Source organism: Streptomyces sp. TOM-9 (assembly GCF_056858595.1).
The window spans coordinates 3758684-3779913 of record NZ_JBXEQB010000001.1 but is presented as its reverse complement, the minus strand read 5'-3'; the positions used below and the strand labels follow the sequence as shown (position 1 = coordinate 3779913).

The 21230-nt window shown below is 71.3% G+C and carries 16 protein-coding genes; 13 read left to right on the top strand and 3 right to left on the bottom strand.

The window, feature by feature from the left end; all coding sequences use genetic code 11:
• Positions 1–28: 28 nt before the first annotated feature.
• The 3 genes from AC1VWI_RS17605 to AC1VWI_RS17595 all read left to right on the top strand — a co-directional run bounded on the left by AC1VWI_RS17605 (position 29) and on the right by AC1VWI_RS17595 (position 3447).
• A complete protein-coding gene (locus tag AC1VWI_RS17605; protein WP_499511968.1) occupies positions 29–1318 on the top strand; it encodes a citrate synthase in 1290 nt (429 codons plus the stop codon).
• A gap of 424 nt (positions 1319–1742) precedes the next feature.
• Complete coding sequence (locus AC1VWI_RS17600) at positions 1743–2489, top strand: SDR family NAD(P)-dependent oxidoreductase (protein WP_499511967.1); 747 nt, start codon at positions 1743–1745, stop codon at positions 2487–2489.
• Positions 2490–2709: 220 nt separating this feature from the next.
• Positions 2710–3447 carry a DedA family protein gene (locus AC1VWI_RS17595; RefSeq protein ID WP_499511966.1) on the top strand — a complete coding sequence of 246 codons (738 nt, stop codon included), beginning with the start codon at positions 2710–2712 and terminating at the stop codon, positions 3445–3447.
• Positions 3448–3494: 47 nt separating this feature from the next.
• Here AC1VWI_RS17595 and AC1VWI_RS17590 read toward each other — a convergent pair whose 3' ends face one another.
• The gene (locus tag AC1VWI_RS17590; RefSeq protein WP_499511965.1) at positions 3495–4157 is read right to left on the bottom strand and encodes a TetR/AcrR family transcriptional regulator; all 663 of its coding nucleotides are present in this window, start codon (positions 4155–4157) and stop codon (positions 3495–3497) included.
• A 119-nt stretch (positions 4158–4276) separates the two neighbouring features.
• Here AC1VWI_RS17590 and AC1VWI_RS17585 point away from each other — a divergent pair, with 119 nt between their 5' ends.
• A complete protein-coding gene (locus AC1VWI_RS17585) occupies positions 4277–6556 on the top strand; it encodes an MMPL family transporter (RefSeq protein WP_499511964.1) in 2280 nt (759 codons plus the stop codon).
• Positions 6557–6574: 18 nt separating this feature from the next.
• Here AC1VWI_RS17585 and AC1VWI_RS17580 read toward each other — a convergent pair whose 3' ends face one another.
• Both AC1VWI_RS17580 and AC1VWI_RS17575 read right to left on the bottom strand, forming a co-directional pair.
• Positions 6575–6778 carry a MarR family transcriptional regulator gene (locus AC1VWI_RS17580; protein WP_499511963.1) on the bottom strand — a complete coding sequence of 68 codons (204 nt, stop codon included), beginning with the start codon at positions 6776–6778 and terminating at the stop codon, positions 6575–6577.
• Between the two features lie 192 nt (positions 6779–6970).
• The gene (locus AC1VWI_RS17575) at positions 6971–7639 is read right to left on the bottom strand and encodes a TetR/AcrR family transcriptional regulator (protein ID WP_499511962.1); all 669 of its coding nucleotides are present in this window, start codon (positions 7637–7639) and stop codon (positions 6971–6973) included.
• 59 nt (positions 7640–7698) lie between these two features.
• On the opposite strand from AC1VWI_RS17575, the gene AC1VWI_RS17570 reads away from it, so the two are divergent.
• The 9 genes from AC1VWI_RS17570 (at position 7699) to AC1VWI_RS17530 (ending at position 21143) form a co-directional block, all read left to right on the top strand.
• A complete protein-coding gene (locus AC1VWI_RS17570; protein WP_499511961.1) occupies positions 7699–9720 on the top strand; it encodes a M3 family metallopeptidase in 2022 nt (673 codons plus the stop codon).
• Positions 9721–10068: 348 nt separating this feature from the next.
• On the top strand, positions 10069–10587 hold the full coding sequence (locus tag AC1VWI_RS17565) for an FxLYD domain-containing protein (protein ID WP_499511960.1): 519 nt from the start codon (positions 10069–10071) through the stop codon (positions 10585–10587).
• A gap of 651 nt (positions 10588–11238) precedes the next feature.
• Positions 11239–11958, top strand: a complete 720-nt coding sequence (locus AC1VWI_RS17560) for a hypothetical protein (RefSeq protein WP_499511959.1) — start codon at positions 11239–11241, stop codon at positions 11956–11958.
• Positions 11955–12983 carry a phosphate ABC transporter permease subunit PstC gene (pstC, locus tag AC1VWI_RS17555; RefSeq protein ID WP_499511958.1) on the top strand — a complete coding sequence of 343 codons (1029 nt, stop codon included), beginning with the start codon at positions 11955–11957 and terminating at the stop codon, positions 12981–12983. The genes AC1VWI_RS17560 and pstC overlap by 4 nt, the downstream gene beginning before the upstream one ends.
• A 332-nt stretch (positions 12984–13315) precedes the next feature.
• Complete coding sequence (pstA, locus tag AC1VWI_RS17550) at positions 13316–14200, top strand: phosphate ABC transporter permease PstA (RefSeq protein ID WP_499511957.1); 885 nt, start codon at positions 13316–13318, stop codon at positions 14198–14200.
• A 56-nt stretch (positions 14201–14256) separates the two neighbouring features.
• Positions 14257–15948: a phosphate ABC transporter substrate-binding protein PstS gene (pstS, locus tag AC1VWI_RS17545; protein WP_499511956.1), complete on the top strand. Its 1692-nt coding sequence runs from the start codon at positions 14257–14259 to the stop codon at positions 15946–15948.
• Positions 15945–18422 carry a hypothetical protein gene (locus tag AC1VWI_RS17540; protein WP_499511955.1) on the top strand — a complete coding sequence of 826 codons (2478 nt, stop codon included), beginning with the start codon at positions 15945–15947 and terminating at the stop codon, positions 18420–18422. Before pstS ends, AC1VWI_RS17540 begins: the two co-directional genes overlap by 4 nt.
• A gap of 100 nt (positions 18423–18522) precedes the next feature.
• Positions 18523–19512, top strand: a complete 990-nt coding sequence (locus AC1VWI_RS17535; RefSeq protein ID WP_499511954.1) for a hypothetical protein — start codon at positions 18523–18525, stop codon at positions 19510–19512.
• Positions 19513–19568: 56 nt separating this feature from the next.
• Positions 19569–21143: an Ig-like domain-containing protein gene (locus AC1VWI_RS17530; RefSeq protein ID WP_499511953.1), complete on the top strand. Its 1575-nt coding sequence runs from the start codon at positions 19569–19571 to the stop codon at positions 21141–21143.
• Positions 21144–21230 lie beyond the last annotated feature (87 nt).

The window sequence follows — 21230 nt, the reverse complement described above, 5'->3', positions numbered from 1 at the left end:
AGAGGCACGACGTCGGTGAGGGAATGACGTGAGCGACAACTCTGTAGTACTGCGGTACGGGGACAGCGAGTACAGCTACCCGGTGATCGAGGGCACCGTTGGGGACAACGGCTTCGACATCGGCAAGCTGCGCGCCAACACCGGCCTGGTCACCCTGGACAGCGGCTACGGCAACACCGCGGCCTACAAGTCCGCGATCACCTACCTCGACGGCGAGCAGGGAATCCTCCGCTACCGCGGCTACCCCATCGAGCAGATCGCCGAGCGCGGCACCTTCCTGGAGACCGCGTACCTTCTCATCAACGGTGAGCTCCCCACCGTCGACGAGCTCGCCGCCTTCCGCGGCGACATCACGCAGCACACGCTCCTCCACGAGGACGTCAAACGGTTCTTCCAGGGCTTCCCGCGGGACGCCCACCCGATGGCGATGCTCTCCTCCGTGGTCAGCGCGCTGTCGACCTTCTACCAGGACAGCCACAACCCGTTCGACGAGAAGCAGCGCTACCTCTCGACGATCCGGCTCATCGCCAAGCTGCCGACGATCGCCGCGTACGCCTTCAAGAAGTCGGTCGGCCACCCCTTCGTCTACCCGCGCAACGACCTCGGCTACGTCGAGAACTTCCTGCGGATGACCTTCGCGGTGCCCGCCGAGGAGTACGAGCTCAACCCGGTCGTGGTCGACGCGCTGGACAAGCTGCTCATCCTGCACGCGGACCACGAGCAGAACTGCTCCACCTCCACCGTGCGCCTGGTCGGCTCCTCGCAGGCCAACCTGTTCGCGTCGATCTCCGCGGGCATCAACGCCCTGTGGGGCCCGTTGCACGGCGGCGCCAACCAGAGCGTGCTGGAGATGCTGGAGTCCATCCAGGCCGACGGCGGCGACGTGGACGCCTTCATCCGCAAGGTGAAGAACAAGGAGGACGGCGTCCGTCTGATGGGCTTCGGCCACCGGGTCTACAAGAGCTTCGACCCCCGGGCCAAGATCATCAAGTCCGCGGCGCACGACGTGCTCTCCGCCCTCGGCAAGTCCGACGAGCTGCTGGACATCGCGCTGAAGCTCGAGGAGCACGCGCTCAGCGACGACTACTTCGTCTCGCGCAACCTCTACCCGAACGTCGACTTCTACACCGGTCTGATCTACCGGGCCATGGGCTTCCCGAGCACGATGTTCACGGTGCTGTTCGCGCTCGGCCGGCTCCCCGGCTGGATCGCCCAGTGGCACGAGATGATCACCGAGCCGGGTTCCCGGATCGGCCGTCCGCGCCAGGTCTACACGGGCATCGTCGAGCGGGACTACGTCCCGGTCGAGGCCCGCTGACGCGAGCGCCCCGCACGCAGAGAAACGCCCCGCGCCGAATCCCCCCACGGGTTCGGCACGGGGCGCTCCTGTTTCCCGGAGCGGATCCCCCCACGGGTCCGTACCGGGCGTTCTTTGGGTGCGCTCGCCCAGCCGGGACCAAGCACCCGGGAGGGCCGCTCAAAGCTCTCCGGGCAGTTCGCCCCGGCATGGCGACCGGGCTGTCCCCCAAAGACAACCCGCTCATCATCTCACCGAGTCCGCCGGGAGCCCGGTGTCTTCGCCGGGTTAGACCCCCTCGTAAACCAAAAGGTTACGTTCCAGCCAGTGTGATCTCGGTCTCGGCTACGCATCTCCTACGCCATCCGCATCATGGCAGACCCCCGTGCCGGTCGCGAAGCCCCCGTCCCGTAACGTGCTGTTCCTCCTCGAGGAGCGGAGCGTGATGTCGCAGAACGCAAGTGTGGGCCGGCACGTCGTGGTGACCGGCGGGGGAACGGGAATCGGCCGGTCGGTGGCCACCCTCTTCGCCGAGGCCGGCGACCATGTGACCATCGTCGGCCGGCGCCGCGAGGTGCTGCGCGCCACCGCCGACGAGCTGCGCTCCCAGCACGGTTACGACGTCACCCCGGTCGTCTGCGACCTCGCCGACCCCGACGACGTGGAGGCGACCCTCGAGCGGCTGCCCCGGCGCATCGACGTCCTGGTCAACAACGCGGGCAGCCGGGAACTCGCGATCGGGGCCGGCCCGCACGGGGTGCTGGCCCGCTGGCGCGGCGACTTCGAACGCAACGTCCTCACCGCCGTCCTGGTGACCGAATCCGTACGTGACCGGCTCCCCGAGGGCGGCCGGGTCATCACCGTCACCTCGGTGGCCGCGCTGCGTGGCGGGGGCTCCTACGGGGCCTCCAAGGCCGCCCTGCACGCCTGGAACCACTCCCTGGCGGCCCAGCTCGGCCCGCGCGGCGTGACCTGCAACATCGTCGCCCCGGGCACCGTGGCGGGCACCGAGTTCTTCGGCGCCCGGCTCGACGCAGCCGAGCTGACCCGCAGGGCCGGCCGGACCCTGGTCGGCCGGGTCGGGACGCCCGAGGACGTCGCCTCCGCGGTGGTCTTCCTCGCCTCCCCCGGGGCGGGTTTCATCACCGGGGAGATCCTGCAGTGCAACGGCGGCGAACTGCTCGGCCGCTGAGCTGACGCACGCGCGTCCCGCGGGGAGTACGCCGGGCGTACTCCCCGCGCCACAGCCGGTCGCTGCGGCCCCGTACCTGAGGATGAGGCGCCCCCGGGAAAACCCTGGGAATGCCCCGATCCCGGCGAAATCGCCTTGCCCCCTCCGTCGCGGCCCTGCCAGCGTTGAGACCTGGGACGGGAGACGGGGGACGGGCCGGGGCGGGAAGAGGGGCGGCCGGATGGACGTTGCACGGATCGTGTCGGCCCTGGACTTCACCGCGGGCCTCGAGGGGTACCTGCGGGACGGCCACGTCATCTGGGCGTACGCGGTGCTCGCTGCCACCACCGCGCCGCCTCTGGTGCCCAACGCGGCGCTCCTGGTCACAGGGGGCGTGCTGGCCGCCCAGGGACGGCTGGACATCGCCCTGGTCCTGCTGGTCGTCGCCGGCAGCGCGCTCCTGGGCGACCTGCTGATCCACCGCACCGGCCGCGCCGTCAGCGGCCGGGTCCTGACCCGGCTCTACCGGCGGCCGCGGCGCCGTGCGCTGCTGGAGTGGGCCAGCGTCCGGATACAGCGGCACGGGATTCCCTTCGTCATCGGCGTCCGCTTCCTGCCCAGCGGGCGGGTCGTCGGCGGCCTCTCGGCGGGCATCGTGCGCTACCCGGCCCGCCGTTACCTGATCGGCGCGGGTGTGGCCGAGGCGGTCTGGGCGACGTACTCGGTGGGTCTGGGCTACTTCGGCGGCCTCGCCATGTCCAACTCGCTGTACGCCGTCGCGCTGGGCCTCGGGGTCTCCCTGGCCGTGGCCGGAATCGGCGGCGTGGCGCAGATGCTCTCCGGGCGCCGTTCGGCCCCGGCGGGTACGGCGTCCTCCGGACGCGTGGTGGCCTCGGGAGGCGCCGCGTCCCCCGGGGCGGACGAACCGGAGGGGGGCGCCCCGCAGGGGAAGCCGGCGGACCGGGCGCTGCGGAGCTGAGGCGCTGAGGCGCGGCGCCGGGGGAGCGGGCCGTGCCGGTCCCGGTGTCAGGGGGTCGCGGCGGGGGCGCCGGCGGCTTCCGTGATGGCGACGGCCCCGGTGCCGACGTGCGGGGCGAGGTAGCCGTACAGCGCGGCCTTGACCTCGCCGACGTACGCGTCCCGCTCGGCGCCCTCGTGCGCCAGGACCAGGGCCAGGCCCGCCTTGAACAGGCCGAAGGCCATCGCGGCCACCCGCGCCCGCTCGGCGGCCGAAAGGGCGGGCGCGCGCAGGCCGAGGAGGGTCTCCACGCGCTCCAGCAGGGAGGCGTGCAGGGTGTCGTGCTCCATGACGACCGTGCCGGGGATGTCGCTGTCGTGGACCAGGGCGAGGAAGGCGGGGTTCTGGCAGTTGAACTCGATCATCGGGGCGACGATGACCTCGAGCATCTCGCGCAGCGGCAGCGAGGCGTTCTCGGGGGTGAACAGCTCCCCGTGCCCCTCGCGCATCCGCTGGTTGAGGATGCCGCCCAGCTCGATGGCGATGGCCTCCTTGTTCGGGAAGAACTGGTAGAGCGTGCCCGGGGACACGCCCGCCTCGCGGGCGATCGCGTTCGTGGTGGCCGCGGTGTAGCCCACCTTGCAGAACACGTCGGCCGCCGCCTCCAGCAGCTGCGCCACGCGCCGTTCGCCGCGGGCCTGCCGGCGTCGAGGCTTCTGCTCCTCAGGCACGTGTAATCCCCAATCATGTTTGACAAACGCGAGTGGTCGCTCACATTCTGAAGAAACGCGAGTGATCGCTCGTGTTCGCCATTTTACGGCGGTTCCTCAGGGGAGGGGACACCTCTGTCATGTCGGATGTCAACCGTGAGCACCCGCCGGGGGGCTGGACCCGGGCGATGACCGCCCGTCCTCGCCTCACCCTGCTGCTGGCGCTGCTGTTCACCGCCCTCGCCGTGGTCGCGGGCAGCGGCGTCGCGGACCGGCTGCGCAGCGGCGGATGGGAAGCCCCCGGCTCGGAGTCCGCCTACGCGGCGGACGCGCTGGAGAGGTACTTCCCGGACTCGCAGCCCAATCTGATCCTCCTCGTCGACGGCCGTGGCGCCGGTGTGGACTCCCCGGAGGTGGCGGCCGAGGGACGGGAGCTCGGTCGCCGGCTCGCGGCGGACGAGGACATCGCCGGCGTCACCTCGTACTGGACGACCCGGGCCTCCGCGCTGCGCGCCGAGGACGGCCGCGAGGCCATGATCGTCGCGCGGATCGGCGGCGACGACGACGCCGTCGCCGCTGCCGTCGAGCGCATCGCCCCCGCATACCGGGGACGGCACGGCGCGGTGGAGGTCAAGGTCGGCGGCATGGCCGCGTTCCGGCACGACCTGCAGACCACGATCCAGGAGGACCTGGCCCGCGCCGAGCTCATCGCGCTGCCGATCACCCTCCTGCTGCTCATCATGGTGTTCGGCAGCGCCGTCGCGGCGGTACTGCCGCTGGGCGTCGGCGTCGTGGCGATCCTGGGCACCAACGCCGTGCTGCGGGGCATCACGACGTTCACGGACGTCTCGATCTTCGCGCAGAACCTCACCACGGCCCTCGGCCTCGGACTCGCCATCGACTACGCCCTGTTCATCGTGCGGCGCTTCCGGGAGGAGCTGGACACCGGGGCCGACCCGCTGACCGCCGTGGGCGCCACGCTGCGCACGGCCGGGCGCACGGTGCTCTTCTCGGCCCTCACCGTGGCCGCCGCGCTCTCCGCGATGTTCCTGTTCCCGCAGTACTTCCTGCGCTCGTTCGCGTACGCGGGCATCGCCGTGGTGCTGCTGGCGGCCGCCGCAGCGCTGGTGATCCTGCCCGCCGCGCTGGTGGTGCTCGGTCACCGGGTCAACTCCCTGGATCTGCGCCGTCTCCTGTCGCGCCGGCGGAGCGGGAAGGCCGGACGGGAGCCGGGCGCGGGCTACGCGCGGCTCGCCCGCCTGGTGATGCGCCGTGCCCCGCTGTTCGCGATCGGCACGGCCGCCGGGCTGGTCCTGCTCGGGCTGCCCTTCCTGCAGGTGCAGTTCGGCACCGCCGACGACCGCCAGCTGCCCGCGACGGCCGAGGCGCACGTCGTGCAGCAGCACATACGCGACGGGTTCCCCGGCAACCCTGGCGGAGAGATCACCGTGCTCGCCGAGGACCGTCCCACCGAGGCCCAGCTCGGCGACTACAGCGGCAGGCTGTCCGCGCTGCCCGGAGTGGTCGTCGTCGACGGCCCGGCCGGCCAGTACGCGCAGGGCCGGCGGACCGCCGCGCCCGGCCCGGCCGAGGCGGCCAGGGCCACCGACGGCGCGGCGTACCTCACCGTGCTGCCCGAGGCGGAGTCCGTGGACGAGGCGAGCCAGGACCTCGTCGGCAGGATCCGGGCGGTCGACGCCCCCTTCAAGGTCTCCGCCACCGGCACCGCGGCCCAGCTGGTCGACACCAAGGAGGTCATAGCCGACCGCCTGCCGTGGGCGGCCGCCCTGATCGCCGCGGTGACCTTGTTGCTGGTCTTCCTCCTCACCGGCAGCGCGGTCATCCCGCTGCAGGCCGTGCTGCTCAACGCGCTGAGCCTCACCGCCATGTTCGGGGCGGTGGTGTGGGTGTTCCAGGACGGTCACCTGTCCGGTCTGCTCGACTTCACCGCGACGGGCAGCATCGAGACCACACTGCCGGTGCTGATGTTCTGCGTCGCCTTCGGACTCTCGATGGACTACGGCGTCTTCCTCCTGTCGCGCATCAAGGAGGAGCACGACCGGACCGGTGACCACCGTGCGGCGGTCGTCTTCGGGGTGCGCCGCACGGGCGGGCTCATCACGGCTGCCGCGGTGATCCTGGCGGTGGTGATGGTGGCCATCGGCACCTCGCGGATCGCCAACACCAAGATGCTGGGCCTCGGGATCGCGCTCGCCGTCCTCATGGACGCGATGGTGGTGCGCACCCTGCTCGTGCCCGCCGTGATGCGGCTGACCGGACGGGCCACCTGGTGGGCGCCGCGGCCGCTGAGGGCGCTGCACGACCGGTTCGGGCTGAGTGAGGGCGAGGGCCCCGGCCGGGCCCCTGTGCGGGAGGAGCCCGTACCGGACCCGGAGCCGGAGCCGGCCCGCTCGGGCTGAGCGGCGGCCGGGCCGACGTCAGCCGAACTCCTGGCGTCCGCGGTTCCCGGGGCGCCGGGAGCTCCACAGGCGGATGGTGTCCGCGTACCAGAACGGCTTGCCGCCCTCCACGATGTCGGGGGGCGGCAAGTGCCCGTGCTTGCGGTACGAGCGCACGGTGTCGACCTGCACCCGGATGTGAGCGGCGATCTCGGCGTACGACCAGAGGGTCCGGTCCGTCATCTCCCACGCACCTCCCATGCGCCGGCCTCGGGGGTGGCCGGCCTCGCCGGGACAACGACATGCGATCAAGGGCGGAAGGGGCTGTTGATCATCTGTGACGCGAAGCCCGCGTAACGGTGACAAACGTGGCGGATGCATGACCGGCCTCCCCGATTGTCGGAGAAACCGTCCGGGTGCGGGAAGCCGCGCCCCTCAGCCCTCGAACCGGGCGGGCAGCGGGGGGACTTCCCCCTCGGCCGCGTCCCCGTCGGCCACGGCCCTCAGGCGATTGAGGATGGCGGTGCCCGCCCGGGTGTAGGCCGCGACGTCGTCGAAGAGCACCGACTGCAGGTTGCCGGTGTCCAGCAGGGCGATCAGCTCGAAGGCGAGCAACGGGATGTCGGCGTCGGCGCACAGCTGTCCCGTCCGCCGGGCCTTCTCGAGGGTGATCTCGACGTAGGTCGTCCACTCCAGCCGGGCTTGGGCGACCACGTCGTGCACCGGCCCGCTGCGCGCGTCGTACTCCGCCGACACCGCCAGCAGGAAGCAGCCGCCCGGGAACACCCGCCGCCGCGAGTAGTCCAGCCACGACTCGCACAGCCGCCACACCCGGGCCAGCCCCGCCGGCAGCTCCCGCGACGGCTCCACCACCTGCCGGATGTACACCTCGCGGGCGGCCCGCACGGTGGCGAGCTGCAGCTCCTCCTTCGACCCGAACAGGGCGAACACCCCGCTCTTGCTGAGCCCGAGTTCGGTCGCCAGCCGGCCCAGCGACAGACCTTCCAGACCCTCCACCGAGGCGATCGCCATGGTGCGGTCCAGCACCAGCCGGCGGGTCTGGTTGCCGCGCTCCACCCGGCCGTCCGTACGCGTAGCTGCCATCCGGGCATCCTAGGGAAGGCCACGTCCGGGCGGCAGGCACCGGGCGTAAGGTCGGTGGCGTGACCTCGACGAATCCCTTCCTCAGCCCGAGCACCCTCCCGTACGAGCTGCCGCCCTTCGCCGACATCCGCGAGGAGCACTACCTCCCCGCCTTCGAACAGGGGATGGCCGAGCAGCTCGCCGAGACCGAGGCCGTCGCCGCGAACCCCGAACCACCGGGCTTCGAGAACACGATCGTCGCCCTGGAGCGCTCCGGAGACCTGCTGGACCGCGTGTCGAAGGTCTTCTTCAACCGCGCGAGCGCCGACACCGGTCCTGGCATCCAGGAGATCGAGGCCAGGATCAACCCCGCCCTCGCCGCCCACGCCGACGCCATCCACCTCGACCCCGTCCTCTACGGCCGCGTCAAGGCGCTGTACGAGACCCGCCGGGAACTCGGCCTGGACGCCGAGGCGCTGCGGCTGCTGGAGCGCTACCACACCCGTTTCGTCCGCGCGGGCGCCGAACTCACCGAGGAGGGCCGCGAGCGCCTGAGGGCGCTCAACGCGGAGATCGCGGAAGCCTCCACGGCCTTCGAGCAGAACCTGTTCGCCGACACCAAGGCCGCCGCCCTCGTCCTCGACGGCGCCGACGAACTGGCCGGGCTCTCCGCCGACGCCGTCGCCGCCGCGGCCGCCAACGCCACGGCCCTCGGCCACGACGGCCGGTATGTCCTCAGCCTGAAGAACTTCTCCAACCAGTCGGAACTCGCCTCGCTCGACGACCGTGCCCTGCGCCGCCGTCTGCTGGAGGCCTCGCTCGGCCGCGGCCTGACCTCCAACCGCGAACTCACCGCCCGCCTCGCCCGGCTGCGCGCCGAGCGCGCCGCCCTGCTCGGCTACGAGAACCACGCCGCGTACGTCGTCGCCGACCAGACCGCCGGCACCCCCGAGGCCGTGACCTCGCTGCTCGCCCGTCTGGTCCCGCCCGCCGTCGCCAACGCCGAGCGCGAGGCCGCCGCCCTGACCGCCGCCTCAGGGCTGGAGGACTTCTCCGCCTGGGACTGGACGTACTGGTCGGAGAAGGTCCGCAAGGCGGAGTACGACATCGACACCGCCGTCATGCGCCCCTACTTCGAGCTGGACCGGGTCCTCCAGGACGGCGTCTTCTTCGCCGCCGGCCAGGTCTACGGTCTGAGCTTCACCGAGCGCCCCGACCTCGCCGGCTACCACCCCGACGTCCGGGTCTTCGAGGTCTTCAACGCCGACGGCTCGCCCCTCGGCCTCTACCTGGGCGACTACTTCGCCCGCGCCTCCAAGCGCGGCGGCGCCTGGATGAACAGCCTGGTCGACCAGTCCGCGCTCTACGGCCGCAAGCCCGTCGTGGTCAACAACCTCAACGTCGCCAAGCCCGCCGACGGCGAGCCCGCGCTGCTCACCTACGACGAGGTCAACACCCTCTTCCACGAGTTCGGGCACGCCCTGCACGGCCTGTTCTCCGACGTCCGCCACCCCTTCTTCTCCGGTACGGCCGTCCCGCGCGACTTCGTCGAGTACCCCTCCCAGGTCAACGAGATGTGGGTGACCTGGCCGCAGGTGCTGGCCCACTACGCCCGCCACCACGAGACCGGCGAGCCCATGCCCGCCGAACTGGTGGCCCGGATGGAGGCCGCGGAGCGGTTCGGGCAGGGCTTCCGCACGGTGGAGTACCTGGCCGCCGCCGTCCTCGACTGGGCCTGGCACACCATCCCGGCCGGCCACGACCCCGGCGACGCGGAGGAGTTCGAGGCCGCCGCCCTGAAGGAGGCCGGGCTCGCGCTGCCCGCGATCCCGCCGCGCTACCGCAGCACCTACTTCGCGCACATCTTCGCCCACGGCTACAGCGCTGGGTACTACTCGTACATCTGGAGCGAGGTGCTCGACGCGGACACCGTGGAGTGGTTCAAGGAGAACGGCGGCCTGCGGCGCGAGAACGGCGACACCTTCCGCCGCGAACTGCTCTCCCGCGGGGGCAGCGTCGACCCGATGGCGGCGTTCGAGGGCTTCCGGGGCCGTGCGCCGCGCATCGAGCCGCTGTTGACGCGCCGCGGTCTGGCCGGCTGACCGCCGGACCGCCCGACCGGCTGACCGGCTGACCTCTCGGGGTCCTTCCCCGGCCGAAGGACGGCGACGGCGTCCGTTCCGTCGTCACGCTGCTTCCCGCCGCTTCCCACCGAGCCGGTGGCCGGCGAGGCCCAACGCCTCGTCGGCCAACCGGCGGTGGGGCCCGGCGGGGCGGGACCGGGGATCCCCTGGGGCACTCCGGGCCGCCCGATCAGACCCTTGGCGCAGACCTATCAGGAATGATCTATACCGGATCGGTCACGGCAACATTACAGACAGCTTTTGTCTCTGCGCGCATGGTGAAGCTCTGTCACGGTGTCTTCACAACCGAGCCTCAGGGGGTTCACCATGTCTCAGCCGTCGCACGCATCGCCACCGGGCCACTACCCGCCGCCGCAGGAGCCGGACTGGAGCCGGCCGCCGAAGAAGACGGGGGCGGGGAAGATAATCGGTTTCGGGATCGTCGCCATCGTCATCGTCGTGGGGGGCAGCGTCGCCTTCGCCCTCAAGACCGGGGACGACAAGGGCGGTTCGGGGGGTGACTCCTCCGCGGTCAGCGCGTCCCCGGCCGCGGGCAGCGGCGGGAAGCCGGCCCCGGGTGACGCGAAGGTCACCTCGTGCGGCCTCGCCGACTTCAGCAAGTTGCCCACTGCCGAGGTGACCCTCACCAACCACAGCTCGCAGACCTCCGACTACGAGGTGCACATCGAGTTCGTGGACGGCGGCGGAACACGCATCGCCCAGGCCGTCGCGACCACGACCGGCCTGACCGCGGGGGACGAGGCGCAGACGAGGGCCCAGGGCAGCGACCCGGCCTCCGGCGAGATCGACTGCAAGGTCACCGAGGTCCTGCGCAAGGCGAGTTGACCCCTCGCCCGCCCTGCCGCCGAGGGTGTGTGCGTGGCACGCTCCGCCTCCCCTCCGGCGACCGGTGACTCCGTTTCGCCTTCCGGACCCCGCGGCATGCGACCGCGGGGTCCGTCCGGCGGGACGGCGCGCGGTGCCCGCAAGCGCCCGGCCGGGACCCGTGGTACCAGGTGACGAGCCTGCCCGCGGGCGGCGAACGACGGTGCGCACGGGAGCGCTTCTCGCCGGGGCCGTCGCCGTGCGGGCGGGAGTCGGATTCCGTGAAGGTTCCGCATACGGCCCCGACACCCGCCAGGTCGCGGCGAAATGGCGGAAAAGCGTCATGGACGTGCGGTAACCCCGGGTGGATCCCCTCATCTGACGGACCGTCCCGGTCGCCCTGGGCTGTTGTGCGAGGACGGTCCGTGTCGGACCACCCGCGATGGGCCGCCGTTCAGGTGCGGAGCGTCACCGATGCCCTGATCCCGATTACCTTGCGTGGACCTGCACGTCTCGTTCATCTTCTCTCCGTTCGGCCTTCACTCTTCCTTGAGCGCAGCCCCCTCATGGGCCGCGACTGTCAGTGCCGCCTGAGGACGTATTTCGGCCTGGGGCACAACAGCGCGAAGGGGAGGGAGGTCGGCCGCCATGGTCCGGCCACGCGTTCTGTACATGTCGGCTCACGATGGTGGCAGGTACCTGCCACAGGCCTCATCGCCTGCGGGACCGGGGAGCCCGGAGGATCCCGGGCCCTCCTCGGAGGGCTCGTCGCGTACGGCGAGACCCGACAGGGGAGCCAGACCCGACGGCCAGGACCGCCGCGGTCGTGACGACCGCGGTGACCGGCACGACCGGGCCGGGGCGCCGGTCACCGCGGTCGGATGGCGGCTGGTCGGCGCCAACAACCGCGAACTGGGCCGCAGCGCGGGCACCTACGCCTCCCTCGCGGAGTGCCAGGCCGCCGTGCTCCTGCTCCGCGAGCACATCGGCCAGGTCCGGGCACAGCTGTCCATGGCGGACGCGGGCGGCACCTGGACGTGGCGCGTCGAACTCGGCGGCAGGAACGTCGCCGTGTCGGGGCGGACGTACCACCGCCTGCGCGAGTGCCAGCAGAACCTCGGCCTCTTCCTGGCCGCGGTCACGGTCGCCGAGATGACCGAGGGCACGGCCCACCGCCCGCGGCTGCGCGGCCTGCGCGCATCGGCGTCCGCGCGGTCTACGCGAGAAGAACCGGACGAACCCCGCAGCGGGCGGGCCCGGCGGGAGACCGCCGTGCAGGCTCCGCCGGTCGCACCCTCCGCGGTCACCGCGCCCACCCCGGTCACCCCGGTCACCGCGGTCACCGCACCCACCGTGCCCGCCGGACCCCGGATCGGGGCGGTGGCGCGATGACCTCCCTCGTTCCCGGCCTCACCGGCACGGAGCCCGGTCCCGCCGCCGAGGACGTGCCGCGCGACATCCGGGCGTCCGCCGAGCCGGCCGACCGCGTCTTCCGCTCCGTCGCCCGGGGCAGCGGTGCCGCGGTGCTCGCGATCATGCTGCTGGTCGGCTTCTTCCTCACCTACCGCGCCTGGGAGGCGCTGAGCGTCGCCGGCTTCTCGTTCCTCACCACCACCGTCTGGGAGCCCGACTCCCACCACTTCGGCATCGCGGCGGTGCTCACCGGCACGGTGCTGATCGGCCTGGTCGCCATCTGCTTCGCGCTGCCCCTGGCGCTGGGCACGGCGCTGTACATCTCGGAGTACGCCCCGCGGCGGCTGAAGCGGTTCCTGGTCAGCCTCGTCGACCTCATGGCGGCGGTGCCGAGCGTGGTCTACGGCCTGTGGGGTGCGTTCTTCCTGCAGGGGCACGTCGTCGGACTCTCCCGCTGGATCTCCACCTACTTCGGCTGGATCCCGATCTTCAAGGTGAACGGGGCCGAACCCGACAACCCGCTCGCGAGCATGACCGTCTACACGTCCTCCACCTTCATCGCCGCCATGGTCGTGGCGCTCATGGTCACCCCGATCGCCTGCTCCGTCATGCGTGAGGCGTTCTCCCAGGCACCGCCCGGCGAGCGCGAGGGCGCGTTCGCCCTCGGCGCCACCAAGTGGGGCATGATCCGCTCCGTCGTCCTGCCCTTCGGGCTCGGCGGCGTGATCGGCGGGACGATGCTCGGCCTCGGCCGGGCACTGGGCGAGACCATCGCGGTCTACATGATCATCTCGCCGGTCTTCGAGATCCAGCCGCACATCCTGCAGAACGGCGCCATCTCCGTGTCGTCGCTGATCGCCCTCCGCTACGGATCCGCGAGCGAACTCGGCATGTCGGCCCTCATGGCCGCGGGTCTCGCCCTCTTCGTCATGACCCTCATCGTCAACTTCATCGCCTCCTCGATCGTGGCGCGCAGCCGCTCGGGCGCGGGGGCGGAGGCCTGAAATGACCGATCTCCTCAAGACACCGCGGACGACGACGCCGACCCGCGAGGACGACGCGGTGCCGGAGGTGCGCCGCAACACCTCGCCCGTGACGGCGGAGGACCGGCTGGCACTGGCCGGCGCACTGGCCGGCTCCGTGGCCCTGACGTTCGTGCTGTTCGGCTGGATCGCCCCGTTCGACTCGCTGCTGGGCTTCGTGGTCGTCGCCTACGTCCTGTTCATCGGCCTGTACGCGGTGCTGGTCTCCCTCGACCAGAACCGCGTCGCGGTGCGCGACCGGGTCGCCGCCGTGATCTGGCAGAGCCTGGCGACGGTGCTCCTGCCTGCTCTTCGTGGTCGGATACGCCCTGTACCGCGGCAGACCCGCGCTGACGCACCTCAACTTCTTCACCGAGAACATGGGGGGCACGGGCCCTCTGGCGTCGCTCAGCGAGGGCGGTGTGCTGCACGCGATGGTCGGCACCCTGGAGCAGATCGGCATCGCGCTGGCGATCACCGTGCCGCTGGGCCTGATGTGCGCGGTGTTCCTCAACGAGGTTCCGGGCACCTACGCCCGCTTCGTGCGGACCGTCGTCGAGGCGATGACCGCGCTGCCGTCCATCGTGGCGGGCCTGTTCATCTACGCGACCTTGATCCTCATCCTCCACTTCGAGAAGTCCGGCCTCGCCGCCGGGCTCGCGCTGAGCGTGATGATGCTGCCCATCATCATCCGCGCCGCCGACGTGGTCATCCGCCTGGTGCCGAGCTCCCTGCGCGAGGCCTCCTACGCGCTCGGTTCGGGACAGTGGCGCACGATCTGGACGGTGGTGCTGCCGACCTCCCGCTCCGGTCTCACGACCGCGGTCATCCTGGGCACCGCCCGCGGTATCGGTGAGACCTCCCCGGTGCTGCTCACCGCCGGAGCCAACCCCTCGCTCAACGCCGACCCGCTGAGCGGGCCCCAGGTCTCGCTGCCGCTGGCCACCTTCCAGTTGGTGGCCTCTCCCCAGCCCAACATGATCGCCCGCGGGTTCGGATGCGCCGCGCTGCTGATGGCACTCGTGCTGCTGCTGTTCCTGCTGGCCCGCGTCCTCGGCGGCCGCGGCCCGGGCGAGCTGTCCCGCGGCCAGCAGCACCGGCGGGTGCTGGCCTCCCGCCGCGACGCGGAACGCATGAGCCGCCGTCCGGATCCGCTCGCGCAGGCCGCAGCCGCAGCCGCGACCGGGACCCGGCCGTGACCGTCCATCCCGCCCGCACGCAGGGCACCGACCGCACCGATCAGGAGTCACCCGTCATGCCCGGAGCACGTCCGGCATCTTCCGAACGTCCCCGCGTCAGAGTCCTGACCGCCCTCGCCCTGATGCTGGCGGCGCTGCTGTTCGGCGCCTCGCTGCCCGTCGCCGAGGAGGCGTCCGCCGCGACGTACGTCCCGATCGCGGGCGCCGGCTCCACATGGAGCCAGAACGCGATGGACCAGTGGACGGCCAACGTCCAGCAGTACAACATGAAGGTCACCTACAACGGCACCGGTTCCTCCGACGGCCGCAACCAGTACCGCAACGGCACCGTCGACTTCGCCGTCTCCGAGATCCCCTACGGCATCAAGGACTCGGGTGTCGTCGACACCCCGCCGCGCCGCAAGTACGCGTACATGCCGATCGTGGCCGGCGGCACGTCGTTCATGTACAACCTCAAGATCGGCAACCGGCAGGTGACCAACCTGCGGCTGTCCGGTGAGGTCATCACCAAGATCTTCACCGGTGTCATCAAGACCTGGAACGACCCGGCGATCAAGAAGGACAACCCGGCGCTCGCGGCGTCGCTGCCGGCGCGTCCGGTCATCCCCGTGGTCCGCTCGGACGGCTCCGGCACCACCGCGCAGTTCACGACCTGGATGGCCAAGCAGTACGGCGGGCTGTGGGACGACTACTGCCGCAAGGCCGGCCGCACCACGCCGTGCGGCACGACGTCCATCTACCCCAAGATCTCCGGATCCCCCGTCGTCGCCCAGGCGGGCTCCAACGGCGTCTCCGGCTACGTCGCCGCGCAGCGCAACGTCGGCACGATCACCTACGTCGAGTACTCCTACGCGAAGGTCACCACGCACTTCCCGGTGGTCAAGGTGCTCAACAAGGCGGGCTACTACGTCGAGCCGACCGACAAGAACGTGGCGGTGGCGCTGCTGAAGGCGCAGATCGACGACAAGACGCTCACCCAGAAGCTGGACGGCGTCTACAACGACACGGACCGCCGGACCTACCCCCTGTCCAGCTACAGCTACATGATCATTCCCACCAAGGTCGAGAACAACTTCAGCGAGCTGAAGGGCAGGACCCTCGGCGCCTTCGCGTACTACTTCCTGTGCGAGGGCCAGAAGAGCGTCGGCAAACTCGGGTTCTCGCCCCTGCCGATCAACCTGGTGCAGGCCGGGCTCGACCAGGTGCGCCGCATCCCCGGGGTCGACGTCGAGTCGATCGACGTCAAGAACTGCCAGAACCCCACCTTCTCCACCGACGGCACCAACACCCTCGCCAAGAACGCGCCCTACCCGAAGGACTGCGACAAGCAGGGAAGCAGCCAGTGCGCCACGGGCACCGGCGGCAACACGGCCTCGACCACGGTCAAGGGCGGCTCCGGTTCGTCGGGCGGTTCGGGCTCCGGCGGTTCCGGCAGCGGTACGTCCGGCAGCGGGGGCGGTTCCTCCACGGGCGCGAGCGGTGGGAGTCAGGGCGGCACGACGTCCGGCGGCGCCGACGCGAGCGCCTCGCCCTCGGTCGACCCGGACACGGGACAGGTGATCGCGAACGACGGTTCGGCCACCGGCGGCGACGACGGGGCGTACGCCACGCCGGTCACCACCGCCGGCAGCATCGGCGGCGGCACGCGCACCGCCCTGATGGTGCTCGCCGCGGTGCTGCTGCTGACGCTCACGGTCGCGCCGCCGCTGCTCACGTCGCTGCTGAACACGAAGCGGAGGCGGTCGTGATCCCCTCGCGCTTCCGCCGGGCGGCACATCGCGCCGTGCTCGTCGCCTGCGCCCTGGTGATGGCCGCGGCGGCCGCGCCGGCCACCGTGTCGCAGGCCGACTCAGGCTCCGCGATGACCGTCTCCGGCAAGGGGGAATTCGCCGACCTCAAGGTGACCGTCGACCAGACGAGCAGCCTGGTCAACCAGGTCGTGAAGATCACCTGGAAGGACGCGGTCCCCACCGTCGACGACAGCAAGTACCCCGCCGACTACCTGCAGATCATGCAGTGCTGGGGCGACGACCCCTCGGGCCCGAGCCCCGAGCAGTGCCAGTTCGGCGGTTCGGCCGACCTCGGCGCGGGCACGGGCGGGCAGGCGGCCGGCGCCTGGACCAACACCCGGCAGCTCAGCTACGGCGGCCTCAAGGACCCCGCGCAGACGCTGCCGCCGCCCGCCACGGGCAGCAACATCTCGTTCGCGCCCTTCCGCGCCGTGAGCGGCGACGTGTTCGACAGCGGCAACACCAACGACTTCTTCGACTCGAACACCACCAACGAGGTGCCCTACGCGCGCACCGGTTCCAGCGGCACCGGGGAGGTGTACTTCGAGGTCCAGACCGCGGCGGAGGCTCCCGGTCTCGGCTGCGGGGACGTCCCGAAGGGGAAGTCCGGCGCGCGCTCGTGCTGGCTCGTCGTCGTCCCCCGTGGTGAGACGGAGGTAGACGGGACCTCGTACCGGGCGCAGTCGGACGGCCTGCTCCAGTCCTCGCCGCTGTCGGCGACCAACTGGAAGGAGCGCCTGGTCTTCCCGCTGCGCTTCGAGCGGGCCGGCACCTACTGCCCGATCGGGGCCGCCGAGCGTCCCACCCTCGGCACCGAGATGGCCGCCGAGGCCGTGCACCGCTGGCAGCCCACCCTCTGCCAGACCGGCAACAAGACCATCTACGGCTTCGCGCAGGCCGGCGACGTCGGCGCTCGCGAGAACCTGACCGTGGACGAGCCGGGCATGGTGTTCCTCAACCGTGCGGCGGATCCGGCCACCTTGCCCCCGGACACCAAGCCTGTCTACGCGCCGGTGACCCTGTCCGGGCTGACCCTCGGGTTCTTCATCGAGAGCCACGCGGCGTCCTCCGCCTCCGATGAGATCCACGCACGCAACGGCAACCGGCTGACCTCGCTCAACCTCACCCCGCGACTGGTCGCCAAACTGCTCACCGAGTCGTACCAGGACGGCAACTCGCGCTTCGCCGAGAGCACCGCGAAGAACCCGTACAACCTGGGGCACGACCCGGAGTTCATCAAGTACAACCCCCGCTACGAGGACCTGGACTTCCTCGGCGCCCTCGGCGACGCGCTGGTGCCGCAGCCGCTCTCCGACGCGGCCTCGCAGCTGTGGAGCTGGGTCGACAGCGACCCCGCCGCGCGGGAGTTCCTCGACGGCACGCCCGACAACGAGGGCAGCCACGGCGATCCGGGCTTCTCGGGCATGACGGTCAACCCGAACTACAAGGACCTGGACCTGCCCGTCGACGGCTTCCCGAAGAGCGACCCGTACTGCCAGCAGTTCCCGGACCACCCGGACCAGCCGCTGTGCATCCTGGACAAGCACCCCTACGCGACCGACATGAAGAACGCGGCCCGCTCCGCCGCCCGCGGCGACACCCTGGCCCGCGGCAACTGGGACCCGACCAGCCAGCCGCCCGCGTACAAGAAGGATCCCCCGCAGCCGGCGGGCCGGCGGGCCATCCTCGCGGTGACCGACACCGCGACCGCCCGGCGTTACGGACTGGTGACGGCCAAGCTGCAGAACGCCTCGGGCGCGTTCGTGGCGCCCACCGACGCGGCCATGCTCGCCGCGCAGAAGGCGATGAAGCCCGGCCCGGTCAGCGGGGTCCTGGTGGGCGACCCCAAGGCCGGGGCCAAGGACGCCTACCCGCTCACGCTCCTCACCTACGCCGCCACCATCCCGGAGAAGCTGTCCAAGCAGGAGGGCCGCGACTACGCCGCGCTGCTGCGGTACGCCGCCGGGAAGGGCCAGGTGCCCGGAGTGACCGCCGGCACCCTGCCCGACGGGTACGCCCCGCTGCCGGCGTCGCTGCGCAAGCAGACCGAGTCGGCCGCCGACGCCATCGTGTCCCGGTCGGGCCCCTCCGCGCCCGAGGAGGAGAGCGAGAACACCTCCGGCGGCACGGGCGGCGGTGGCGGCAGTCAGACCGTCGGCACCGCGCCGTCCTCCACGCCGTCCCCCTCGGACCCGCCGGCGGCCCCGGTGACCGCCTCGCCGCCGCCGGTCCCCGTGGCCGCCGACGTCCCGCTGTCCCGCACGCCCGAGTGGGTGCTGGGCGCCGTGCGCTACGTCCTCCTGATCGCCCTGGTCGCCGGGCTCGTCGCGGCCGTCTGCGGCCCCCTCCTGCCGAGGGTGGCGCCGCGACTCGCTGCAGGTCTGCAGACCTGGCGTGCCAAGGGCACGTCCGGCCGAGAGCCGAGGGGGTGATGCCCGAACCCGAGACCACGACAGGTCCGCGCCAACGAACTGTCTGAAACAACCGTGCCGGGCACCACCCGGCGCAAGCCTATCCGAGAGGTAAACGCAAGTGAACATACGCAAGTTCGCGGTGGCCGCCGTCGGCGTCGCCGGTCTGCTCACCGGCACCGTCTGCGCCAGCGTCGCCGTCGCCGACCCTTCCGGCGCCCCGGCCTTCCGCCAGCTGTCCGGTGTGGGCTCCGACACCACCCAGGACGTCATGAACGGCATGGCCCAGTCGATCACGATCGGCGGCCAGAAGGTGATCGGCTCCTACGACGCCACCGGTTCGGCGAAGATCACCACCAAGAGCGGCACGACCTGCACCATCGACCGCCCGAACGGCTCGGGTGCCGGCCGCAACGCGCTGGTCGCCTCCCTGCAGGCGAATGACAACTGCCTGGACTTCGCCCGGTCCTCCAGCCTCAGCCTGGGCGCCGTCGACCCGGACCTCACCTACGTCCCGTTCGCCGTGGACGGCGTGACCTACGCGATCACCGGCTCCAGCCAGATCCCGCGCAAGCTCACGCTGAACGACCTGAAGCAGATCTACACCTGCAACAAGGACTACGTGGGCACCGCTCCCAACTTCACCATGACGGCGTACCTCCCGCAGGCGGGCTCCGGCACGCGCAGCTTCTGGGAGTCCACCGTCGGCATCTCGGACACCGACGTGAAGAACGGCGTCTACCCCTGCATCAAGGACGCCAAGGGCGGCAACCCGGTGCAGGAGCACGACGGCCGCATCCTCGACGACAAGTCGATCGTGCCGTTCTCCATCGCCCAGTACAACTCGCAGTCCACGCAGACCATCGCGGACCTGCGCGGCAAGGCGGTCCTCGGCACCATCGACGGCATCGCGCCGACCGTGCTGAACAGCAGCTTCGGTGTGAAGCGCGACGTCTACAACGTGATCCCGACCAGCAAGGTCGGCACCGCGCCGTGGAGCACGGTCTTCGTCGGCTCCAACTCGCTGATCTGCCAGAAGACCGACGTGATCAACACCTACGGCTTCGCCGCCAACGCCAACTGCGGTGACACCAGCAAGCAGACCCCCTGATCCACGCCCTGCTGTCTCCGTCACTTCCGCAACCTCCGAAGAGGGAGAACACGACAGTGTTCAAGAACAAGCTCTCGCGGGCCCTGGCGGGCGGTCTCGCGAGCCTGGTCGCCGCCTGCGCGGCGGGCCTGATCGCGGCCCCGGCCGCGCACGCCGCCGAGATCGGCACCGTCACCTTCAACCCGGCCACCGGCACCGACACCACGGGCATCGCGCTGACCACCTCGGACGCGTGTCCCGACGAGGCGACCAACGTCATCGTGTCCGTGACCGGTTCGGGCTTCCCGGCCGAGGGCCAGACCGTCGTCGGCAACGCGTCGAAGGACATCTACCCGATCTCCGGTGACGGCGGGATGATCGTCCCGCTGACGCAGACGATGCGCGACTACGCCAAGGACGCCGGCTTCAACGAGCTGAAGGGCGAGTACTCCTTCAAGGTCACCTGCCGGCTGGCCTTCGGCTCCTCGAACTTCGGCGACTTCACCGGATCGATCTGGTTCACGTCCAACGAGACGTACCAGAACACCGACCCGAGCGTGAAGACCGACACCTCCACCGCCCTCGCGGTCAGCCCGGCCAGCCCGGTCACCGAGGGCGAGACCGTCACGCTGACCGCCAACGTGGCTCCGGCGGCCGCCGAGGGCAAGGTGCAGTTCAAGGACAACGGCACCGCGCTCGGCTCCCCGGTCGCCGTCTCCGGCGGCACCGCGGTCCTCACCACGAACGCCCTGGCCGCGGGCGACCACGACCTGACCGCCGAGTTCACCCCGACCGGCGCCGCCTACAACCCGTCAGCCTCCACCGCGGTGGCGTACAAGGTGAACGCACCGCAGGCGACCGCGACGACGACCTCGCTGGCCATCTCGCCGTCCGACACCACGCCGCAGTTCAGCCCGGTCACCATGAACGCCACGGTCACCCCCGCCGCCGCGGCCGGCTCCGTGAAGTTCCAGGACACCGTGGGCGGCGCCACCACCACGCTGGCCACCATCCCCGTCTCGGGCGGCCAGGCCTCCTACACCACCAGCAGCCTGGCGAAGGGCGAGCACAGCTTCTCCGCGACCTTCGTCCCGGCGAACAGCGCGGCCTACACCGGTTCCGACTCCGGTGCGGTCCCGTACCTGATCGGTGACTTCGCCGGCGTCTCCGCCTCGCAGGACATCACCACGACCGTCGAGTCCGGCGCCCTGGTCATCAGCGTCGACAACCCGCACGTCACGCTGCCGTCGCCGGTGCTGAACGCCGACGGCGACCTGCTGACCACCACGGGCGGGATCAACACGGTCACCCTGACCGACGCCCGCGCCGGCAACCCCGGCTGGAGCGTCAGCGGCCAGGTGACCGACTTCTCCGACGGCGGCACGCACGCCATCAACGGCCAGAACCTGGGCTGGACGCCGGACGTGGTCGACCACGCCCCGGCGCAGACCGTCACCGCCGGCTCCGCGGTCTCCGCGGCGCAGGGCGTCGCCCCCGGCGACGCCGGCCAGGGCGGCCTGAAGTCCTCCCGCTCCCTCGCCACCGGTACCGGCCTCGGTACCGCGCACCTGGGTGCGGGCCTCTCCCTGAACGTGCCGACCTCGACCGTGGCCGGCACCTACACCGCGACCCTCACCCTCACGGCGATCTGAGCCGGCGGACGGCCCGGGGGCGGTGACGCCCCCGGGTCCGGCCCGGACCGGGACGGGCAGCGATGCCCGTCCCGGCAAGCACGTCCC

What these genes read in the sequence shown, in the direction of transcription:
- AC1VWI_RS17565 (WP_499511960.1), top strand. Translation starts at nt 10,069, where the DNA reads ATGTCTCAGCCGTCGCACGCATCGCCACCGGGCCACTACCCGCCGCCG.
- AC1VWI_RS17560 (WP_499511959.1), top strand. Translation starts at nt 11,239, where the DNA reads ATGTCGGCTCACGATGGTGGCAGGTACCTGCCACAGGCCTCATCGCCT.
- pstC (WP_499511958.1), top strand. Translation starts at nt 11,955, where the DNA reads ATGACCTCCCTCGTTCCCGGCCTCACCGGCACGGAGCCCGGTCCCGCC.
- AC1VWI_RS17580 (WP_499511963.1), bottom strand. Translation starts at nt 6,778, where the DNA reads ATGACGGACCGGACCCTCTGGTCGTACGCCGAGATCGCCGCTCACATC.
- AC1VWI_RS17600 (WP_499511967.1), top strand. Translation starts at nt 1,743, where the DNA reads ATGTCGCAGAACGCAAGTGTGGGCCGGCACGTCGTGGTGACCGGCGGG.
- pstS (WP_499511956.1), top strand. Translation starts at nt 14,257, where the DNA reads ATGCCCGGAGCACGTCCGGCATCTTCCGAACGTCCCCGCGTCAGAGTC.
- AC1VWI_RS17575 (WP_499511962.1), bottom strand. Translation starts at nt 7,639, where the DNA reads ATGGCAGCTACGCGTACGGACGGCCGGGTGGAGCGCGGCAACCAGACC.
- AC1VWI_RS17595 (WP_499511966.1), top strand. Translation starts at nt 2,710, where the DNA reads ATGGACGTTGCACGGATCGTGTCGGCCCTGGACTTCACCGCGGGCCTC.
- AC1VWI_RS17585 (WP_499511964.1), top strand. Translation starts at nt 4,277, where the DNA reads ATGTCGGATGTCAACCGTGAGCACCCGCCGGGGGGCTGGACCCGGGCG.